Origin of the sequence: Blautia sp. AF19-1 (assembly GCF_003479155.1) — a bacterium.
In the GTDB taxonomy this organism is placed as follows: domain Bacteria; phylum Bacillota; class Clostridia; order Lachnospirales; family Lachnospiraceae; genus Fusicatenibacter; species Fusicatenibacter saccharivorans.
In genome coordinates, this window is the sequence record NZ_QUGQ01000002.1 from 1 (window position 1) to 18,187 (window position 18,187).

The 18,187-nt window shown below is 44.3% G+C and carries 19 protein-coding genes; 18 read left to right on the forward strand and 1 reads right to left on the reverse strand.

Annotated features, from left to right (window positions below; translation table 11 throughout):
- Positions 1 to 281: 281 nt before the first annotated feature.
- The 17 genes from DWX26_RS01130 (at position 282) to DWX26_RS01210 (ending at position 16,008) form a co-directional block, all read left to right on the forward strand.
- Entirely contained in the window at positions 282 to 1,634 is a 1,353-nt protein-coding gene (locus DWX26_RS01130) for an ABC transporter substrate-binding protein (protein ID WP_118600590.1), read from the forward strand.
- Between the two features lie 35 nt (positions 1,635 to 1,669).
- Positions 1,670 to 2,518, forward strand: a complete 849-nt coding sequence (locus DWX26_RS01135) for a carbohydrate ABC transporter permease (protein WP_055266562.1) — start codon at positions 1,670 to 1,672, stop codon at positions 2,516 to 2,518.
- 21 nt (positions 2,519 to 2,539) lie between these two features.
- On the forward strand, positions 2,540 to 3,304 hold the full coding sequence (locus DWX26_RS01140; protein ID WP_147326093.1) for a carbohydrate ABC transporter permease: 765 nt from the start codon (positions 2,540 to 2,542) through the stop codon (positions 3,302 to 3,304).
- Between the two features lie 16 nt (positions 3,305 to 3,320).
- Complete coding sequence (locus DWX26_RS01145; RefSeq protein WP_117509085.1) at positions 3,321 to 3,941, forward strand: hypothetical protein; 621 nt, start codon at positions 3,321 to 3,323, stop codon at positions 3,939 to 3,941.
- A 242-nt stretch (positions 3,942 to 4,183) separates the two neighbouring features.
- Positions 4,184 to 4,345, forward strand: coding sequence for a hypothetical protein (locus DWX26_RS16685; RefSeq protein WP_156338048.1), 162 nt, complete (start codon positions 4,184 to 4,186; stop codon positions 4,343 to 4,345).
- Positions 4,346 to 4,548: 203 nt separating this feature from the next.
- Positions 4,549 to 5,142: a type IV toxin-antitoxin system AbiEi family antitoxin domain-containing protein gene (locus DWX26_RS01150; protein ID WP_022463308.1), complete on the forward strand. Its 594-nt coding sequence runs from the start codon at positions 4,549 to 4,551 to the stop codon at positions 5,140 to 5,142.
- Between the two features lie 116 nt (positions 5,143 to 5,258).
- On the forward strand, positions 5,259 to 5,735 hold the full coding sequence (locus DWX26_RS01155; RefSeq protein WP_117509084.1) for an LURP-one-related/scramblase family protein: 477 nt from the start codon (positions 5,259 to 5,261) through the stop codon (positions 5,733 to 5,735).
- A gap of 38 nt (positions 5,736 to 5,773) precedes the next feature.
- Positions 5,774 to 5,950, forward strand: a complete 177-nt coding sequence (locus DWX26_RS01160; protein WP_082424435.1) for a YccF domain-containing protein — start codon at positions 5,774 to 5,776, stop codon at positions 5,948 to 5,950.
- Between the two features lie 201 nt (positions 5,951 to 6,151).
- Positions 6,152 to 6,697 (forward strand): hypothetical protein, encoded by a 546-nt coding sequence (locus DWX26_RS01165; RefSeq protein WP_117509083.1) that lies wholly within the window; start codon positions 6,152 to 6,154, stop codon positions 6,695 to 6,697.
- Between the two features lie 153 nt (positions 6,698 to 6,850).
- Entirely contained in the window at positions 6,851 to 7,771 is a 921-nt protein-coding gene (locus DWX26_RS01170; RefSeq protein WP_117814629.1) for an aminoglycoside phosphotransferase family protein, read from the forward strand.
- A 313-nt stretch (positions 7,772 to 8,084) separates the two neighbouring features.
- On the forward strand, positions 8,085 to 9,635 hold the full coding sequence (locus DWX26_RS01175; protein ID WP_117814630.1) for an ATP-binding cassette domain-containing protein: 1,551 nt from the start codon (positions 8,085 to 8,087) through the stop codon (positions 9,633 to 9,635).
- Between the two features lie 223 nt (positions 9,636 to 9,858).
- Positions 9,859 to 11,148, forward strand: coding sequence for an ATP-binding protein (locus DWX26_RS01180; RefSeq protein ID WP_118594709.1), 1,290 nt, complete (start codon positions 9,859 to 9,861; stop codon positions 11,146 to 11,148).
- Positions 11,149 to 11,272: 124 nt separating this feature from the next.
- The gene (locus tag DWX26_RS01190) at positions 11,273 to 11,665 is read left to right on the forward strand and encodes a hypothetical protein (RefSeq protein ID WP_117760384.1); all 393 of its coding nucleotides are present in this window, start codon (positions 11,273 to 11,275) and stop codon (positions 11,663 to 11,665) included.
- Between the two features lie 32 nt (positions 11,666 to 11,697).
- Entirely contained in the window at positions 11,698 to 12,801 is a 1,104-nt protein-coding gene (locus DWX26_RS01195; RefSeq protein ID WP_117760383.1) for a glycerol dehydrogenase, read from the forward strand.
- 259 nt (positions 12,802 to 13,060) lie between these two features.
- Positions 13,061 to 13,744 (forward strand): response regulator transcription factor, encoded by a 684-nt coding sequence (locus DWX26_RS01200; RefSeq protein ID WP_055218183.1) that lies wholly within the window; start codon positions 13,061 to 13,063, stop codon positions 13,742 to 13,744.
- The gene (locus DWX26_RS01205) at positions 13,741 to 15,339 is read left to right on the forward strand and encodes a sensor histidine kinase (RefSeq protein WP_243030467.1); all 1,599 of its coding nucleotides are present in this window, start codon (positions 13,741 to 13,743) and stop codon (positions 15,337 to 15,339) included. The genes DWX26_RS01200 and DWX26_RS01205 overlap by 4 nt, the downstream gene beginning before the upstream one ends.
- A gap of 120 nt (positions 15,340 to 15,459) precedes the next feature.
- Positions 15,460 to 16,008, forward strand: a complete 549-nt coding sequence (locus DWX26_RS01210; protein ID WP_055218182.1) for a TetR/AcrR family transcriptional regulator C-terminal domain-containing protein — start codon at positions 15,460 to 15,462, stop codon at positions 16,006 to 16,008.
- A 21-nt stretch (positions 16,009 to 16,029) separates the two neighbouring features.
- Here DWX26_RS01210 and DWX26_RS01215 read toward each other — a convergent pair whose 3' ends face one another.
- Positions 16,030 to 17,052, reverse strand: coding sequence for a hypothetical protein (locus DWX26_RS01215; RefSeq protein WP_055218180.1), 1,023 nt, complete (start codon positions 17,050 to 17,052; stop codon positions 16,030 to 16,032).
- 296 nt (positions 17,053 to 17,348) lie between these two features.
- On the opposite strand from DWX26_RS01215, the gene DWX26_RS01220 reads away from it, so the two are divergent.
- Positions 17,349 to 18,149 (forward strand): PHP domain-containing protein, encoded by an 801-nt coding sequence (locus DWX26_RS01220; RefSeq protein ID WP_117812860.1) that lies wholly within the window; start codon positions 17,349 to 17,351, stop codon positions 18,147 to 18,149.
- Positions 18,150 to 18,187: the final 38 nt, after the last annotated feature.

The window sequence follows — 18,187 nt, forward strand, 5'->3', positions numbered from 1 at the left end:
ACAGAGGGTGTCTTTCTTTTGTGCAATATTTTGGATTTGCTCATTTATAGTTTAGAAGATAAAATTATCAGAGAGTGAAATAAAGTGATTTGATAATATTAGGAGATATGCCCGGATGCTATTTTTCAAAAAGGAAAAAGTGTCAGGGCATTTTTATGTGCAAAACTAATAAAAATAATTCTGAAAATATAGTAAAAATAAGCATATTGTCAATGAAACGGAGGGTATATAATAAAATATAGAAATATAAGCGGTGAGAAAAATTGAAAGGAAAAGTGCCTATGAAAAAACTCGGAAAATATGGTAAAAAGGTATCCTGCGTGGTAATTGGAATGCTATGTGCAGCAGCGATTGGTGCCTGTGGAAGCACACAAAGTGGGTCCCAAGATGAAAAAGATGTGAGAAATGATATTTCTGTCTATGAAGAGGGAGCTGATTTGGAAGGAACGCTTACATATGGAACCTTATTTATTGAGCCGCAGACCCAGCATATGATTGATTTATTTATGAAGGAGCATCCAGGCGTAAAAATTGAAACAAAGGTTGTTTTTGACAATGATGTTACGGATGAACAGTATAATGAAGGCTTAAATACCTTGCTTACAGAACTTGCATCGGATCAACGGGCGGATATTTATGATGCAACGTATTTACCATCGGAAATTAAGACGAAAGGCAGCGGCTATTTCGAGGACTTAAATCAGTATATTGATGCAGATCCTAATTTTAACAGAGATGATTATTACGATAATATCCTGCGAGCAGCAGAAGTCGATGGAAAACTGTATCAAATTCCGGAAGGTTTTTATTATGTTATGCTTCGGTTGAATAGAAACATAACGGATGAACTGAATTATGAAGTCCCGGACGAAATGGATATCAATGATTTATATGAGTTATATCAGCAGGCCAAGCCAATTGCAGATGATGATTTTACGATTGATGTACAAAACAATATTTACGTGTTTCTGCCGATGACAGAGGACAGAGCTTATTTGAAGAAGGAAGAAGTAAATTTTGATTCAGAAAATTATGTGGATTTTCTGAGAAAAATGCAGGAACTGTATCAATATCAACCATCCTATGCGACCCATGCATTTACGGATATTAAAAGCTTTTCCGGAAAGAGTGTCCTGCTGAATACATTTACAAATTTACTCGAAGGTTCTCCGAGCGGAATGTTTGAAGAAACCGATACGGCAACAAAACCGATCCTGTTGAAATCAACGGATGGAAAAATTCCTTTCTTGAGAATTGGTGAGGACTTTTCCATGAGTTCAGGCTGCAAAGATAAAGCGCTTGCATGGGAATTTATCAAATTCTGCATTGGTCAGAAACAATTTGAGTTCGAAGATGCAAACAGTGATTCTTACTACAGAAATTTCTTTACCTATGGCAGTATGCTGAACAAAGAAAACACACGGCAGCTTGTTGCGTATCAATTGGAAAATGATGACGACACAGCAGAAAAATGGGAAGCATACAATGAAAAAGTTTCTGCAAAAGCTTTTCGGGATTTACAGTTAGACAGTATTTTGACTGAAATTCGAAACGAATGTATGGAGCAGAAAATCACCCCAGAGGAATGTGCGAAGCTTTTTCAGCAAAGAGCAGAGCTTTATGTTAATGAGTAGAAGCTGTCCTTAATCCATGGAATCAGGTATATGAAATGAAAAAACGAAATTTTATTTATATGTGTTTTATCCTTCCAAGTTTTATCGGGATCATGGCTTTTTACATCGTGCCGTTTCTTCTGTCCTTGTATTTTGCAGTGATTGACAACATGATGAACAAGGAATGGGTGGGTCTTAAAAACTTTAAACTGTTATTCGAAAATGAGTTATTCCTTTCAGCACTCCGTAATACCGGAATTTTTTGCGGGATTGCAATACCGCTGGGAATGGCGATTGCTTTGCTTCTGGTACTGGTTTTGAAAAAGCAGAGGAGAGGTCGAATTCTTCTTATCCTGCTCCTGATCCCATTAATCGTTCCATCTGGAACGGTGATTGCTTTCTGGAAATATTTGTTTGAGAGAAATGGTTTTCTGGATGGGTTTTTACAGCTTTTTGGAAAAAACATGTTCGATATTGAGAATTCCAGATGGGCCATTTTGATTATTATCCTGATGTATCTGTGGAAAAATATCAGTTTTTCGATTGTCCTTTTCTGGTCCGGGATAAACTGGATTCCGCAGATCTATCATGAGCAGTGCCAGCTGGATGGAGCTACAGGGCGGCAGGAATTCCAATATATTACATGGATCTTATTAAAACCAACGACGTTAGTTGTGCTGTTGATGTCGATCGTGAATTCTTTTAAGGTTTTTAAAGAGATCTATATGCTGTATGGGGCCTATCCATCACCGTATGTTTATATGCTGCAGCACTATATGAATAACCAGTTTTTGTCACTTAATATGCAGAAATTGTCTGCTGCAGCATGGTGTATGTTTCTCATACTGGGAATCTTTCTGGGCATCATTTATCGGGTCCAGAGGAAGAATCTGGATTATTTGTAAAGATCTTTTGTGGGTGATTTTATGAAAAAGAGATATTCGAATTTTTTCGAAAAGCTGATCTGCATGGGAGCTGTCATTTTGGCAGTCATTCCGTTGTTGTTTGTGGCTGGAAAGTCGGTACAAGTTCCAGAAGAGTATCTTATATTGCTCTTTAAGAGACCTTTGTATTTGCGGATGATGTGGAATTCCCTGATTATTACTATTCCGGTTTTGATTGGACAGCTTTTGCTTGCACCGCTTGCCGCATACGGCTTTTGGCAATGCAGGTGGAAATACAAGGAGATTTTGTTCTATCTTTACATGATTGTCATGCTTATGCCGCTGCAGCTGACTTTAGTGCCAAATTATTTAGTGGCGAATTGGCTGGGCATTCAAAATTCGTCCTTGGCAATTATTCTTCCGGCAATGTTTCAGCCATTGGGGGTATTTCTGATTCGTCAGCAGATACAGGATTTTCCGCAGGAAACGTTAGAAGCAGCCAGACTGGACGGAGCCAGCGAATACAGAATTTATCGTTCCATTGTAAAGCCTAATTTGAGTTCAGCCATTGCTGCTGCATTAATCCTGATTTTTATTGACAATTGGAATATTGTAGACCAGGCGGTCATTTTTTTGAGAGAGCCATATCAGCAGCCGTTATCCGTGTATCTTTGCCAGATTTTAGAGGAACAGCCGGATATCTTTTATGCAGCGTCCGTTTTTTACGCAGTACCAGTTTTATTGATATTCTTAATGGGACAGGACTATTTGATACAGGGAATCAGTATGTCCGGTGTGAAAGCGTAGAGGGGAAGAAAGTACGATGAAGTTCAAAAAAATAAGTATAGGGTTAATCGCTCTGTGGTTTCTGTTTTTAACTGCCGCAACGTTTTGGTCGGTCAAAGAAGAGAACAAAACGCTTCCTTCCGTCTGGACAGAGGAGGCACAGGAAGGCAGCATTGAGTATGAATTTCCAGTTGATTTGGAAGTAAGCGCAGCTGATCAGGCAATTGGCTATATCAGCATGTATGATAACGTTCCGGAATCTTTGCTGCAGGAGGGCAGAGATCTTCTGGTTGGAAAAGTGTGTTCTGTCATTCGAAAGGATGATTTGTATGAGCTTACGGTAGATCTGTATGAAAAACATTCGATTGGTGAAAACGTTGAGGGAAAAATCGAAATCACTTCTGAAGATGTTTTTCCAAAAGTGATCACACGGCAGGCGATTCATGAAGGAGACTTTGGAAAAACGTGTGTCTATTATATTAAGCGTCAGAAGGGAGCCTGGGGGTATGAAAATATTCTGGAAGAAAAAGCTGTGACATGTTTTCCAAATAGAAATTCAGATTTCGTGGTACTTTTATCAGAAGTAGACGAACCGATGGTCGTAAGCACATCAGAACTGACAAATGGAGAACGGGTGAAATTAACAGAAAAAGATTAAGGAAAAGAATACAGCCTCACTACCGGGACTTTCAGGGGTGAGGCTGTTTCATTATGTTCTATGCATGTGCCGATTTATACAGGCTTTAAAACACATTGTCATCCGAATAATGCGTCATGATACCTTTCGCATTGTAGCCCAATATATTCCGTAACTTATCAATTGCATTTGCTTCTATATATTGATTATGCCATAACCGCTTCATAAGAACTACGGTCCTAATCGTAAGAACTGGAAACATTGTGAATGACAATGAAAAATGTACGACTATCACCAAAGCCGGAAGCCTAGAAACAGGAGATGCGACCTTGACCGGCATTTTAATGGCGCTGGTGGCAGGATTTTTCGGTGTGCTGGAAGAAACCGTCCGCAGAAAAAACGCCAGTAATGCGGTGGTAATTTAAAAAATATGGAAACAAGGAACGATATAGCTTAACGGCTATGCCGTTCTTTGTTTTTTACTTAAGTACATGTTAGAAATTCCCTGGTATCTGACAATCACACATTATTTTTGCGTAATTTAATGTGTGTTCGTCGCTTTACAGTTGACAATCACACATTATTTCAATATAATATAATGTGTGATTGTCAAAGAGGGGTGAGAAACATGAATGTTAAGGAGAAAATCGAAGAACTGCGAGAAGCGTCAGAGGACGGTACGATTACCGCAGCGCAAGTAACAGAAGCCGGACTGCACCGCAGCGTTTTACAGAAGTTTGTCAAGAGCGGCGAGATATACCGCTTCGGGCGTGGCCTGTATGTGTGGAGCGACGTATGGGAGGATGATTTCTACCTTTTACAGCGAAAGTATGGGCGCGGAATTTATTCGCACGATACTGCTTTGTATCTGCGGGGCTATTCGGATCGTACCCCGGCAAAATATACGATGACCTTTCCCAAAGGCTACAATGCTTCATCCTTGAAACGGGAAAATCTAATTGTCAAGCGCGTTGTGCCGGAGAACTATGAACTTGGCAGAATTGAAATGAAATCCCCATCCGGCAATCCAATTCGTGTTTACAATTTGGAACGGACGCTGTGTGACATCCTGCGCGGCAGCGGCAGTGATATACAGATTGTCGGAGAAGCTATGAAACGCTATGCAGCATCCAAGGATAAGAACATTCACAGACTGATGCAGTACGCAGATCAGCTTCGTGTGAAGCCAAAGGTGCTGCGATATATGGAGGTTTTGCTATAGACTGTTTCAGACCGAAAAAAATGGGGTCAAAATCGCGGTCGAAAATTAAGGGGAAAAGGAAAAATTTTCCATAAAAAAGTTGATTATCTGATAGAAAAATGAAAAGGGGAGCAGATATGCAGTTACTAATCAAACAACGTGTATTTTCCTGGTCAGACACGTATGATATCTATGACGAGCAGGGGAACCAAAAGTATTTTGTGAAAAATGAATTTATCTCGCTGGGACACCGTCTGCATGTGTACGATGCGGCGCATAATGAAATTGGGTTTATCAAACAGAAATTATTTTGCTTTCTTCCGACTTTCGAAATTGAATGGAACGGGCAGTTAATGGGACATATCGAAAAACGTTTTGCACTGTTCCGCCCCAAATACGATGTAGATTTCATGGGATGGCGTGCAGAAGGTGACTTCATGGGATGGGATTACGATGTATATGAAGCCTGCAGTGCAGTCGTCCACGTACATAAAAAACTTCTGAGCTGGGGTGACATGTATGTCATCGAATATGATAATCCGAGCAATGAAATTCCGGCATTATTACTGGTGCTGGCGATCGATGCGGCAAACTGTTCACAAAATAATGGATAGCTGGCAGTGTCTGGAATGGCGTCAGGGGAGATGCGGATATGAGAACTTTGGGAAATATTCTGTGGTTTATATTTGGAGGCATGTTCGGCGGACTTGCATGGATTTTTGCAGGATGCATCTGGTGTATTACGATTGTTGGAATTCCGTTTGGACGGCAGTTTTTCAAGATGGCAAGGCTTTCGTTTATGCCATTTGGCACGAGTGTAATTGGATAAAAGGTGTATGGAAAAAGATCGGGTTACCGGTCTTTTTCTATGCATATCATGAGGCGGCCATTCCTTTGATGCAAATAGAAACATGATAAAAGTATTGCGCAGCAGAATAAAGTATGATACCATAAATTTACAGAAAAAATAAAGAAACGATAGAATATTCAGTATTAATTAAAAAATCAGGAAACAGAAGGGGGGAAGTTTATGAAGATAAGACAGACAATCTTTTTATTACCTTTGTTTTTGCTGGCGGGCTGCGCATCTGCAGGAGGATCACAGAGCAGAGATCTGGATTTAAAGGAACTCTGTACAGAGGAGCAGGTTTTCCAGTATGCGGATTTTGAATGGGGAACGGATTCGGAACAGCTTTTCAAACAGAGCTTCCTGAAGTTTGATGAAAAAGATCTGGGACAGGGTGATGAGAGCAGCACAAAGACATACGAGAGCAAAGAAAAATTTTCCCTGGAAAATGCAGAATCTAACATGGATCTGGAATTTTCGGACGGTCAGCTGAGTCAGGTTTCCTTTACTTTTGACATCGAACAGGATGCCAATACATGGATTCAGAAAGAAGTAGACGAACTGAATTCTTTATACGGCGGAGGAATTGCAACTGGACTCGGAAATCAGATTTATCAGTGGCAGGGGGAGCAGGATACGGTTCTGCAGCTGACGGCTTTTACGGAAGGGGATGAAAGCGCAACCGTTATCTTAAGCGTGGCATCGATGGAATACTCGATTGGATCATAAAATTGACAGATACGGGCGCATCAGACGGCAATGTCTGGTGCGCCTGCTTTTTTGTGAAAAAACTTTCCAAAGCTTTTAAAAGCCAGAAAGATAGAATGACAAAAGTGTCACAGATGTGATATAGTAGTAGAATAATGTGAAAAAGAGAAGGATTTGACAAAAGAGATGGAGTTAGGAAATTTTCAGAAATCAGTAGATTCAGATGAAATCAAAACAATGGCATTTGAAATCATCGGAGAACCGGTAAAAGCAGTTTCCCGCATCTGCGAGCAGTGGGGCGAGGCGGAAGATGAAGTGCGGGAGTACGATGTGTATGTGATCGAGACAGATGCAGGAAAATATACACTGAAGAAAACCGGCAGCAAAGAAGCGCAGATTTATGTGCAGTATCTGTCAAAAGGAGAGTTTCACGTACCGCAGTATGTCGGCATGCGGCAGGCAGAGGATGCGGACTGGATCTGCATGAAGTATGTAGAAGGAAACGACATGCGGGATATGACGGACGAGACAACAGAAAAAGCGGCAGAAACCTTAAGTAAAATTCAGTCGTATTTCTGGACACCGTCGATGGACAAAGCGCCGGAAAATGAAGTGGAGCAGAGATTTGTCGAATACTGGAAACGCGTTCTGCGCCGAGCATCGTCCGTAGTGGATGATCCAATTCTGCGGAAAGCGTATCAGATGTTCCTGGACCGCCAGCTGATCTGTCCATGTACGATGTCAAACGGTGATTTCCTGCAGTGGAATGTGATCTATGACGGCGAAAATGTTGTCATGATTGACTGGGGATTTGGTGGAATGATGCCGTATTCTCTGGACATTGCAAGATTCCTGGCACATGCGACCGAGACACGGAGTACTTTCCCGTTCTACATGAACGATGCACAGAAAGAGCTGTTTCTGGATCGGATGTATGAAGCGTTAAAGACAAAGATTTCACGCGAACAGTTCAATCTGGATGTGAAGCTGGCCACGCTGAATGAGTATATCGAGTTTGTGGAAGCAGAAGAGGACGAAGACGGCTGGTATCTGGAACATGCACAGGCGCTGGCAGAGGAACTTCTCAATTTGTAAAAAAACGGATTGCATTTATCTGTAAGTTGTCCTATAATAGGGAACAGAAAATAAAAAGAAAGAGCACCATTGGTGTAAAGGTGAGGGAATGTTTCTGCGATAATCGACTTTAAGAAAAACACAAAGAACGGGCAGCCTGGAAAACAGGCCTGTTTTTCGTGTACGCTTAAAGACGAGAATCGCTGAATCATCTCCCTTTTTTATGAGAATAGAACAGGGATATTTTTTTGCGGGTCTGTTTTGCGTACGCAGGGCAGGCTCGTTTTGCGTAAAAAAGCAGAAAAGAGGCTGCCGGAGCAAAGGGGACTTCTGTATGATGCAGATAAAAAAATTAACACTGACACATAAAAAAGATCTGCGGGTGATTCTCGAAGATTTTCAGCTTGTACTGAATGACGGTGATAAGGCCGTTATCATTGGAGAGGAGGGAAACGGAAAATCGACGCTGCTGAAGTGGATGTACGATCCCGCACTGACGGAAGATTACATCGAATCCACAGGCGAGCGCATCATCGGAAAGGAGCGGCTTGGATATCTGCCGCAGGAACTTCCGGAGGCGGAGAAAACGAAGACGGTGTATGAGTATTTCTATGAAAAAGAAAAGTTCTGGGATCAGACACCGAAGGATCTGGCGGTGCTGGCAAGAAAATTTGGTCTGACGGAAGAGTTTTTCTATCGGGATCAGCAGATGAGTGAGCTTTCCGGCGGCGAGAAGGTGAAAGCGCAGATGATGCGTCTTCTCATGGAGGATGTCACGGTCCTTCTGCTGGATGAGCCGTCAAATGATATTGATCTTGCGACACTGGAACTTCTGGAGAAACTGATCCGCGAATGGGAGCATATTGTTGTTTTTATTTCGCACGATGAAACGCTGATTGAAAACACGGCAAATATGGTCATTCATATTGAACAGATTGTGCGGAAGACAAAATCGAGATACACGGTTGCGAAACTTCCCTATCGGACGTATGTAGAGGAGCGCCTGCAGAATTTCGAGCGCCAGGAACAGAAGGCGCAGAGTGACAGGAGAGAGAAAGCGCTGCGCGATGAGAAATACCGAAAGGTATACCAGAGCGTGCAGAACGCCTTGAGCAACTGTTCCCGTCAGGCACCGTCCGTGGCGAAAAATCTGAAGGACAAAATGCATACCGTAAAGGCGATGAACCGCAGATTTGAAAAAGAAGATGCCCGCATGACAGAAATGCCGGAGCAGGAGGAAGCGATTTACTTCCAGCTTGGAGGAGCAGAGGCAGCCATGCCCGCCGGGAAAACGGTCATCGAATATCAGCTTCCGAAACTGGAAACGCCGGATGGGGAGCGGGTTCTGGCGGAAAATATCACCTTAAAGATAAGAGGACCGGAAAAAATATGCATTGTCGGCCCGAACGGGGCAGGCAAGACAACACTGCTGAAAAAGATTGCGGCAGAGCTGAAAGAACGGGAGGATCTCCGCGTAGATTACATGCCGCAGAACTACGAGGATCAGCTGGATTTTTCCATGACGCCGGTCGATTTTCTGGATTCCACCGGGGAGAAGAGTGAGAGGACGAAGATACGAACGTATCTTGGGTCGCTGAAGTACACGGCAGACGAGATGGATCACCCCATCCGCGAACTGTCCGGCGGCCAGAAGGCAAAAGTATTGCTTCTGAAAATGAGCCTTGGCAATGCCAATGTGCTGATTCTGGATGAACCAACCCGAAACTTTTCACCCTTATCGGGACCGGTCATAAGAAAAATGCTCCGCGAATTTCCAGGCGCCATCATCAGCATTTCGCATGACAGGAAGTATATCGGAGAGGTGTGCGGGAAGGAGTATCTGCTGGAAAAAGACGGACTCAGACTGATCAGAGAAGAAAAATAAAAATATTCGATAACGAAAAATACGACGGTGGCTGGCCGTCGTATTTTTCCGTGGAGAGATTATGTTTGTCTTAAGAGAAGGTTTCACAGCAGATTCTGTTCCGGTGAAGTCGGGAAAAATGTTAATTTTATATTGAATTAGGTCGGGAAAAATGTTAAATTAGAGTAAGAATAACCAGGGAAAAATGTGAAATAATAAAAAAGAGAAATGGAGGAAGGTCAGCATGCGTCGATTTGCAATGGATAAACTATTAGACTGGAAGAAAAAAAGTAACAGAAAACCACTGATTTTAATGGGAGCCCGGCAGGTTGGTAAAACGTGGTTAATGAAAGAATTTGGTAAGACATATTATGAAAAAACCGCCTACATTTCTTTTTACAATAATCAGAGAATGCAGGCGGTTTTCGATACGGATTTCGATATAAAACGTATTATTATGAACCTCAATATTGAATCAGGCGTAACGATCACCCCAGAGAATACATTGATTGTTCTGGATGAAATTCAAAATGCACCGAAAGCGTTGGAATCTTTGAAATATTTTTGCGAAGAAGCACCGGAATATCATGTAATAGCAGCAGGTTCACTTCTTGGCGTGGCGCTTCATGAGGGAATATCCTATCCGGTGGGAAAAGTAGATTTACTGGATTTATATCCATTCAATTTTAGAGAATTCCTGTGCGCTATGGACGAAGAAGGGCTGGAAAGTGCATTGGAAACAAAGGATTACAATTTAATTGACAATTTTGCGGATAAATATTTGTTCTGGCTGAAAAATTATTATTATACAGGCGGCATGCCAGCAGTTGTAGATGCATTTCGCTTGAATAAAGATTATGCAGAAGTACGACAGATACAGAGTGATATTGTACGGCAGTATGAGGGTGATTTTGGAAAGCATATTGAAGCAAAAGTTCTCCCAAGAATACGAATGGTATGGGATTCTATTCCGATGCAGCTGGCGAAGGAGAATAAAAAATTTTTCTTTGGACAGATAAAGAAAGGAGCCAGAAGCAGCGAATTTGAAATAGCAATTCAGTGGCTTCTGGATTGTGGATTAGTATATAAAGTCAACCGGGTAAATGAGCCTCATATGCCGCTGAAGGCGTATAAAAATATGAATGCATATAAATTATTCGTACTGGATGTAGGACTGCTCGGAGCAATGAGTGAACTGCCAGCAGAATCCATATTGGAGGGGAACGATATTTTTGTTGAATTTAAAGGCGCGCTTACAGAACAGTACGTTCTGCAGCAGTTGATTTCAGATACCCCTTATACGCCATATTATTATGGAAATGAAAAAGCAACTTTCGAGCAGGATTTTCTGATTCAGAAGGCAAAGAGTATTGTGCCGATTGAAGTAAAGGCGGAACAGAACATTCGATCCCATAGTCTTAAAACATATTGCGAAAAGTTCCAGCCGGAAGAAGCAGTTCGATTTTCAACATTGAAGTATAAAGAGCAGGAGCGGATGGTAAATATACCATTATACGCTGTTTGCAACTTATAAATTAAAACAGCTATAAATCCCACGAAAGAAGGTGATCCCCATGCCATTTAAAATCATCCGAAACGACATCACAAAAGTTCATGCCGATGCGATCGTCAACACAGCCAACCCTTAGCCAATTTATGTGAAAACGTATCAGAGGGGCGGTTACTTTAATCAAAGCCAGACATTCCACCCGTTTTACCAGCCGGAGCAGATCAAAAAGGAAGAACTGGACAAAATTCTCGAAGCCGACAGCATCGCTGATGACAGCACAATCCAGAATGCTTTTTACGATGCCCCGACAGTTGTCTATCTGTTTGCACCGTATACCTACCCAAACGACGCACAGGACTGCTGCGTTGCAAAATCATTTACGATCAGGCAGAATAAACCGAAAAATCCCGGGAAATATGTGAACTTCCTGGGTGCTTTTTGGATGGAAATATTCTTGCAATTTTACAGCACAGTTATTATAATAAAGACAAGTTCTGCAGTAAACTCGTTTTTCGCAGAAAACGCCAGAAGCGGAGGATGACGTTCAAAAAACAAAAAAGGAGCGTAAGAGAAATGGCAAAAATTTTAATCAGCCCTTCCAAATATTTACAGGGCGCAGGGGAAATGAAAAACATCGGAACATATGCTGCAAAATGCGGAAAGAAAGCACTGGTTCTGATCAGCCAGGGAGGCTACAGACGGATCGGAACAATGATCGAAGAAAGCTTTGCGGGAAGCGACTGCAACGTTGTTTTTGATTATTTCAACGGCGAGTGCTGTGAGAGTGAGATCAACCGTCTGGTTGCTATCGTGAAAGAAAAAGGCTGTGATCTGGTCATCGGTGTCGGCGGAGGCAAAATTTTTGATACCGCAAAAGCAGTTGCCTACTACGCAGAAAAACCAGTATTCATCTGCCCGACCATCGCATCGACCGATGCACCGTGCAGCGCACTGTCTGTTGTATACACAGAAGAGGGTGTATTCGAGAAATACCTCTTCCTTCCGGCAAACCCGAACCTGGTTCTGATGGACACCGACATCATCGTAAAATCTCCAGTCCGCCTGACCGTAGCCGGAATGGGTGATGCACTTGCCACCTATTTTGAAGCAAGAGCCTGCCAGAGAAGCGGAGCTACTTCCTGCGCCGGTGGAAAAACAACCGAGGCAGCGATGGCACTCGCGAAACTCTGCTTTGACACTCTGATGGAAGAAGGTGTAAAAGCCAAAATCGCTCTTGAAGCCGGCGTATGCACCCCGGCAGTCGAGAAAGTCATCGAGGCCAACACCCTCCTTTCCGGAATCGGTTTTGAAAGCGCAGGCCTCGCAGGAGCCCACGCCATCCACAACGGCTTCACCGTACTCGAAGAGTGCCATCACATGTACCACGGTGAAAAAGTAGCCTTCGGAACCCTGACTCAGCTCGTCCTGGAAAACGTACCGCTCGATGAACTCGAAGACATCATCTTATGGTGCATCGAAGTCGGTCTCCCAGTCACCTTGGCTGAACTCGGTGCCGGAAACGTAACCGACGACCAGCTCATGGAAGTAGCCAAAACCGCATGCGCAGAGACCGACACCCTCCACAACATGCCATTCGAAGTAACCCCGGAGACCGTCTTCGCCGCCATTAAAGCAGCCGACGCCTACGGTAGATACTATCTCGACGAAGAAGAATAACCCGTATGAAAAAAGATCTCCTGCCAACCCCAGGAGATCTTTTTTCATACCCAAATTTAATCAATACAAAAAATAGAAGTTTCCAACTCCCTTTCTATATGTTAAAATAAACTCACCCCATTTCACAGAAAAAACATAAACCCATGTTAAAGTAAAATGGTAAAAATATCAAACATAAAAACACAACGAGATCAGGAAAAAGCACGAGCGGGTGGGCAGCCGGGCGTTTTCCGTCCGTCATATAAAGGAGACAAAACTCATGGAAAAATTAAAAATCCTAGTAGTAGACGACGAAAGCCGCATGCGCAAACTCGTCAAAGATTTCTTAGTAAAAGCCGGATACGACGTCATCGAAGCCGGTGACGGCGAACAGGCCGTAGACACCTTCTACGCCCAGAAAGACATCGCCCTCATCATCCTCGACGTCATGATGCCCAAAATGGACGGCTGGCAGGTCTGCCGCGAAATCCGCCAGAACTCCAAAGTCCCGATCATCATGCTCACCGCCAAAAGCGAAGAACGCGATGAACTCCTCGGCTTTGACCTCGGCGTAGACGAATACATCTCAAAACCATTCTCCCCGAAAATCCTCGTCGCCCGCGTCGAAGCCATCCTGCGCCGCAGCGGCAAAACCGGCGAAGACGACGTATTAGAAGCCGGCGGCATCCGCATCGACAAAGCCGCCCACATGGCATCCATTGACGGAAAACCAATGGAGTTAAGCTATAAAGAATTCGAACTCCTCACCTACTTCCTCGAAAACCAGGGAATCGCCCTCTCCAGAGAAAAAATCCTGAACAACGTCTGGAACTACGACTACTACGGCGACGCCCGCACCATCGACACCCACGTCAAAAAACTTCGCAGCAAAATGGGCGACAAAGGCGATTTAATCAAGACCATCTGGGGCATGGGCTATAAATTCGAGGCGGACGAATCATGAACGGAACAGAAAAACAAAATGAGACTTCCATGGAGATACCTGCAGAAGATTCTCGTGTGACAATGGGAAACCAGACGGAGAAAAAGCACCGGTTTCACTTGAAAATGCCACAAAAGGGAAGAAAACACTCCGTCAAAAAACGAATTGCCTACACTTTTATTGCGACCATGGCGGCTACCCTGCTTATCATCGGCCTGATCAATTACTTCTTTCTCGGGTCCTTTTATATCCGGGATAAAGAACACATTCTGGCAGAGAGCTTTCAGAAACTGAATGCGACAGGCGGAGACAGCGACGATATCCCTGATACCTTCGAGCAGTTCTGCGCTACCAACAACCTGAAAGTCATTATCACCGGACCGGAGCTCAGCAGCTTCGTCTATTCCAACGCAACCGACCGCCAGAGCCTCCAGACCCTGATCTTCGGCCTGATCAGCGGAAACGAGCAGGCAAATACCAAAGTCGTTGACAGCAAAGACAACTATCAGATCCAGAAATTCTACGACAGCCACGCCGATGCCGAGTATCTGCAGATCATCGGCTGGTTTGACAATGGAAACTGCTACTTTGCAAGATGCCCGCTGGAGAGCATCACGGATGCGGTCGGCCTTTCCAACCAGTTTTACCTCTTTATCGGCATTCCGATCATCATCATCGGTGCCATTGTGATCTGGATCATCACCCGCCAGATCGTCCGTCCGGTGCAGGAGCTGACCGAAATTTCGAAAAAAATGGCAGCCCTTGACTTCGATGCCCGCTACGTGAGCGGCGGAAAAGACGAGATCGGCGAGCTTGGAAACAACTTCAATGTCATGTCCGAACAGCTTGAGCAGGCGATTTCCGAGCTGAAAAGTGCGAACGTTGAGCTGCAGAAAGATATTGACAAAAAAACGCAGATTGATGAAATGCGCCGCGAGTTTCTCGCAAATGTCACACATGAGCTGAAAACCCCGATCGCTCTGATTCAGGGTTATGCGGAAGGCCTGAAAGACAACATCAACGACGACGAGGAAAGCCGCGAGTTCTACTGCGATGTCATCATCGACGAGGCGGCAAAGATGAACGAGATGGTCAAAAAACTCCTGAACCTGAACCAACTCGAGTTCGGTGAGGATCAGGTCAATATGGAACGGTTCGATCTGAACGCCGTGATTAAAGGCGTGCTGCAGTCCTCCGACATCCTGATCCGCCAGAAAGAGGCAAAAGTGCTCTTTACCGGCGGCGACCCGCTCTATGTCTGGGGCGATGAATTCAAAGTCGAGGAGGTTATCACCAACTATCTGACGAATGCCCTAAACCATCTGGACTACGACCACACGATTGAGATCAGCTGCAAAAAAGAAGGGAATGTCGTAAAGACAACCGTTTTCAATACCGGGGACCCGATCCCGGAGGAGGATCTCGACAAGGTATGGGTGAAATTCTTCAAGGTGGACAAAGCGAGAACAAGGGAATACGGCGGAAGCGGCATCGGCCTTTCCATCGTAAAAGCCATTATGGATTCCTTCCAGCAGCAGTGCGGCTGCCAGAATTACGACAACGGTGTGGCATTCTGGTTCACACTGGAGGCAGATGGAAAAACGGAAGAAGCATGATTGCAAAAAGCGTGCCAGAAAAAGGAAATACAGCCTTTTCCTGGTGCGCTTTTCTTGCATAAAGGAAAAAGATGGTGTAGAATAATAGCACAAACGGTCGAAAAGAGAGGGAGAGAAGAGATGGCGGATTCCAACAGTACAAAGAGTGCGCTTGCAGATGCAATGAAAAAATTGATGGTATGCAAGTCTTTTGCGAAAATCAGTATTTCAGATCTCTGCGAGGAATGCGGTCTGAACCGGAAAAGCTTTTATTATCATTTTAAAGATAAATACGATCTGGTAAACTGGATCTTTTATGTGGACTTTCTGACAAACATGGGCGGAAAGAACTTTGAGAATGAATGGGATGTGCTGGTGGCGGTCTGCAATATTTTCTATCAGAATAAAGCATTTTACCAGAGTGCCCTGAGGATCGAAGGGCAGAACAGTTTTAAGGATTACTTTTACGAGATGCTCGAGCCGGTCATGGCGTTTTTTGTACAGGATCTCTTTCAGGTACAGAATCAGAAACTGTTTGTAACGTTCTTCTGTGATGCCTTCCTGACCGCGGTTCTGCGCTGGTTTTCCATGGAAAGCGAGCTGGAACCGGAAACGTTTGTCGAAGAACTGAAAGAAGTGATATGCAGATCATCAGAAAAAATAGCAGCCAAAGCGGAACCAAAGAAATAAAATTCCGCTTTGGCTGTACTTTTATGCATCTGCGAGCAGTTCACGGTAAAATATATTCCGAAGAGACAACTCTTCAAAGGAAACGGTGGGCGTATCGAGTGTGCGGGCCATGTGATCCGGCAGAAGCAGCAGATACGCCGGATTGGCGGTGATAATCTGCTCAATTTTGCGGGAGTCTTCCTGCACTTCGATCGGGAAGAATGGCTGTATGGGGGTGAAGCGGTACTGTTGAACAACATCGGAAACAGCCCGGATACTTTCTTTTGAGCACGAATCATCTGCGACCAGAAAGAAAAAGACACTCTGTTCCATCTGGGAATACAGGTGGTCAAAAGAGAGCAGATAAGCGGCAGCATCTGCATCCTGATAGACTTTGTGCATACCGAACAGCGTTTTCTGACGGCGCAGGGCTTTTGCCATGGAAGCCGTTGAGGGGGCATCAATTGGAAGAGAAACCATCAGGTTCGGGCAGGATAAAAGCAGTTTCTGCTGTTTTTCGGTAAGCGGCGTATCGGAAAGAAACCAGAGAAACGCGCATTCCGGATGCGACTGGATAACGGCAAGGTAGGATTCCATATCCTCATGATGATCCATGGAGCGGAGCTGATAAGAGTAGATGCCGTATGTCAGACCGGTTCTGACCACGGATGCAAAAAACGAGGAATCGTAAGTGTCCGGGATGCGGCTGTCGAGACGGAGCTTGACAACCCAGGGAACAGCAAAGGAAAGTTCTTTCTGCTTCTGGCGCAGAATCTGCGCACCGTAGGTAAAACTGTTGTAGCCGATGTTGATGCCGAACTGACGAAGCGCTTCCGGATCGTTGCTGCGCAGCAGAAAGTCGATCGCCTGATAATACGGGCTTTCATCGTTGCGCAGAAGATCCTGAAAAATGGCAAAAATCTGATTCTGAAAGCGGCCGCGGGAAAATTGGCGGCCAAGATCGCAGAGCTTGCGGACGCTGCGTTTCGGATCTGCGTCCATCTCCACCATCGCGCGTGCAACTGTTGTGTCGATCAGTGCGCGGGTAATGTCCTGTGAATTCATAATGTGTTCCTCCGATCAAGTAAAATAAGCTGTTTTTATCATAGCAAAAAGAACACGGTAAAAACAGGGACAAAGAACAGGAATTGTCTAAAAACTCCATTCCTTAAGGAAAATTTACCAGATCTTCAGAAGAAATTTCTTTTTCTTTTGTGGAAAAAGTGGTAAAATAAAGTTAGATGGTACAAACTATCGATTCTGCCGCGCCAAAAACGCGGCGGAACCATCCGAAACGATTCCAGAAAAATAGGAAAAACGAAATGGTTTTCGAACATGGAAGATAAAAGGAGGCGTTTTGCATGAAATTTGATATGCACTGCCACACAAAAGAGGGTTCGATGGATGGAAAAGTCATGATTGAGGAGTACATCCGAACACTGAAACGAAAAGGATTTGGAGGAATGTTGGTATCCGACCACGATTCCTATGACGGATACCGCGAGTGGAAGAATGCCATCAAGGGAAGAGCACACCAGGATTTTGTGGTATTAAAAGGTGTTGAGTACGATACGTGCGACTGCGGCCACATTCTTGTGATTATGCCGTTCGGCGTAAAATTAAAAATTCTGGAGCTGCGCGGCCTGCCGGGATCGATCCTTGTCAAGATCGTCCATGCGTACGGCGGAATTTTAGGACCGGCGCATCCGTACGGCGAAAAATTTATGAGCATGATCAGCACGAATGAACGGAAGAAAAAGTATCAGCAGCGGATTGCCCAGCTTCTCCCGCAGTTCGATTTTGTTGAAATTTTCAATGCGTGTGAGAGCGCGGAGACGAACGCAAAAGCGAAACGGCTGGCGGAGAAATTCAATAAGCCCGGCTTTGGCGGAAGCGATGCGCACCGGCTGAACTGCATCGGAAAAGCGTACACCGAGCTGCCGGATACCATCAGAAGTGAGGATGATCTGATCGCCTACGTAAAAACGTGCCCGCAGATCGAATGCGGCGGAGAACATTATAACGGAACGACGAAAGACCGGATCGGCCGCCTGAACATGGTGCTTGTGGATTCGTTCTATTTCTACAACAAACTTGCAAATGGCTGGCGCTGGCGGAAGCGGAGACGTGAGCTGTTTGATATCATAGAGAAAAAACTCTGATGAATGCCTGGCAAAAAAGCGTGCCGGAAACGTTTCGT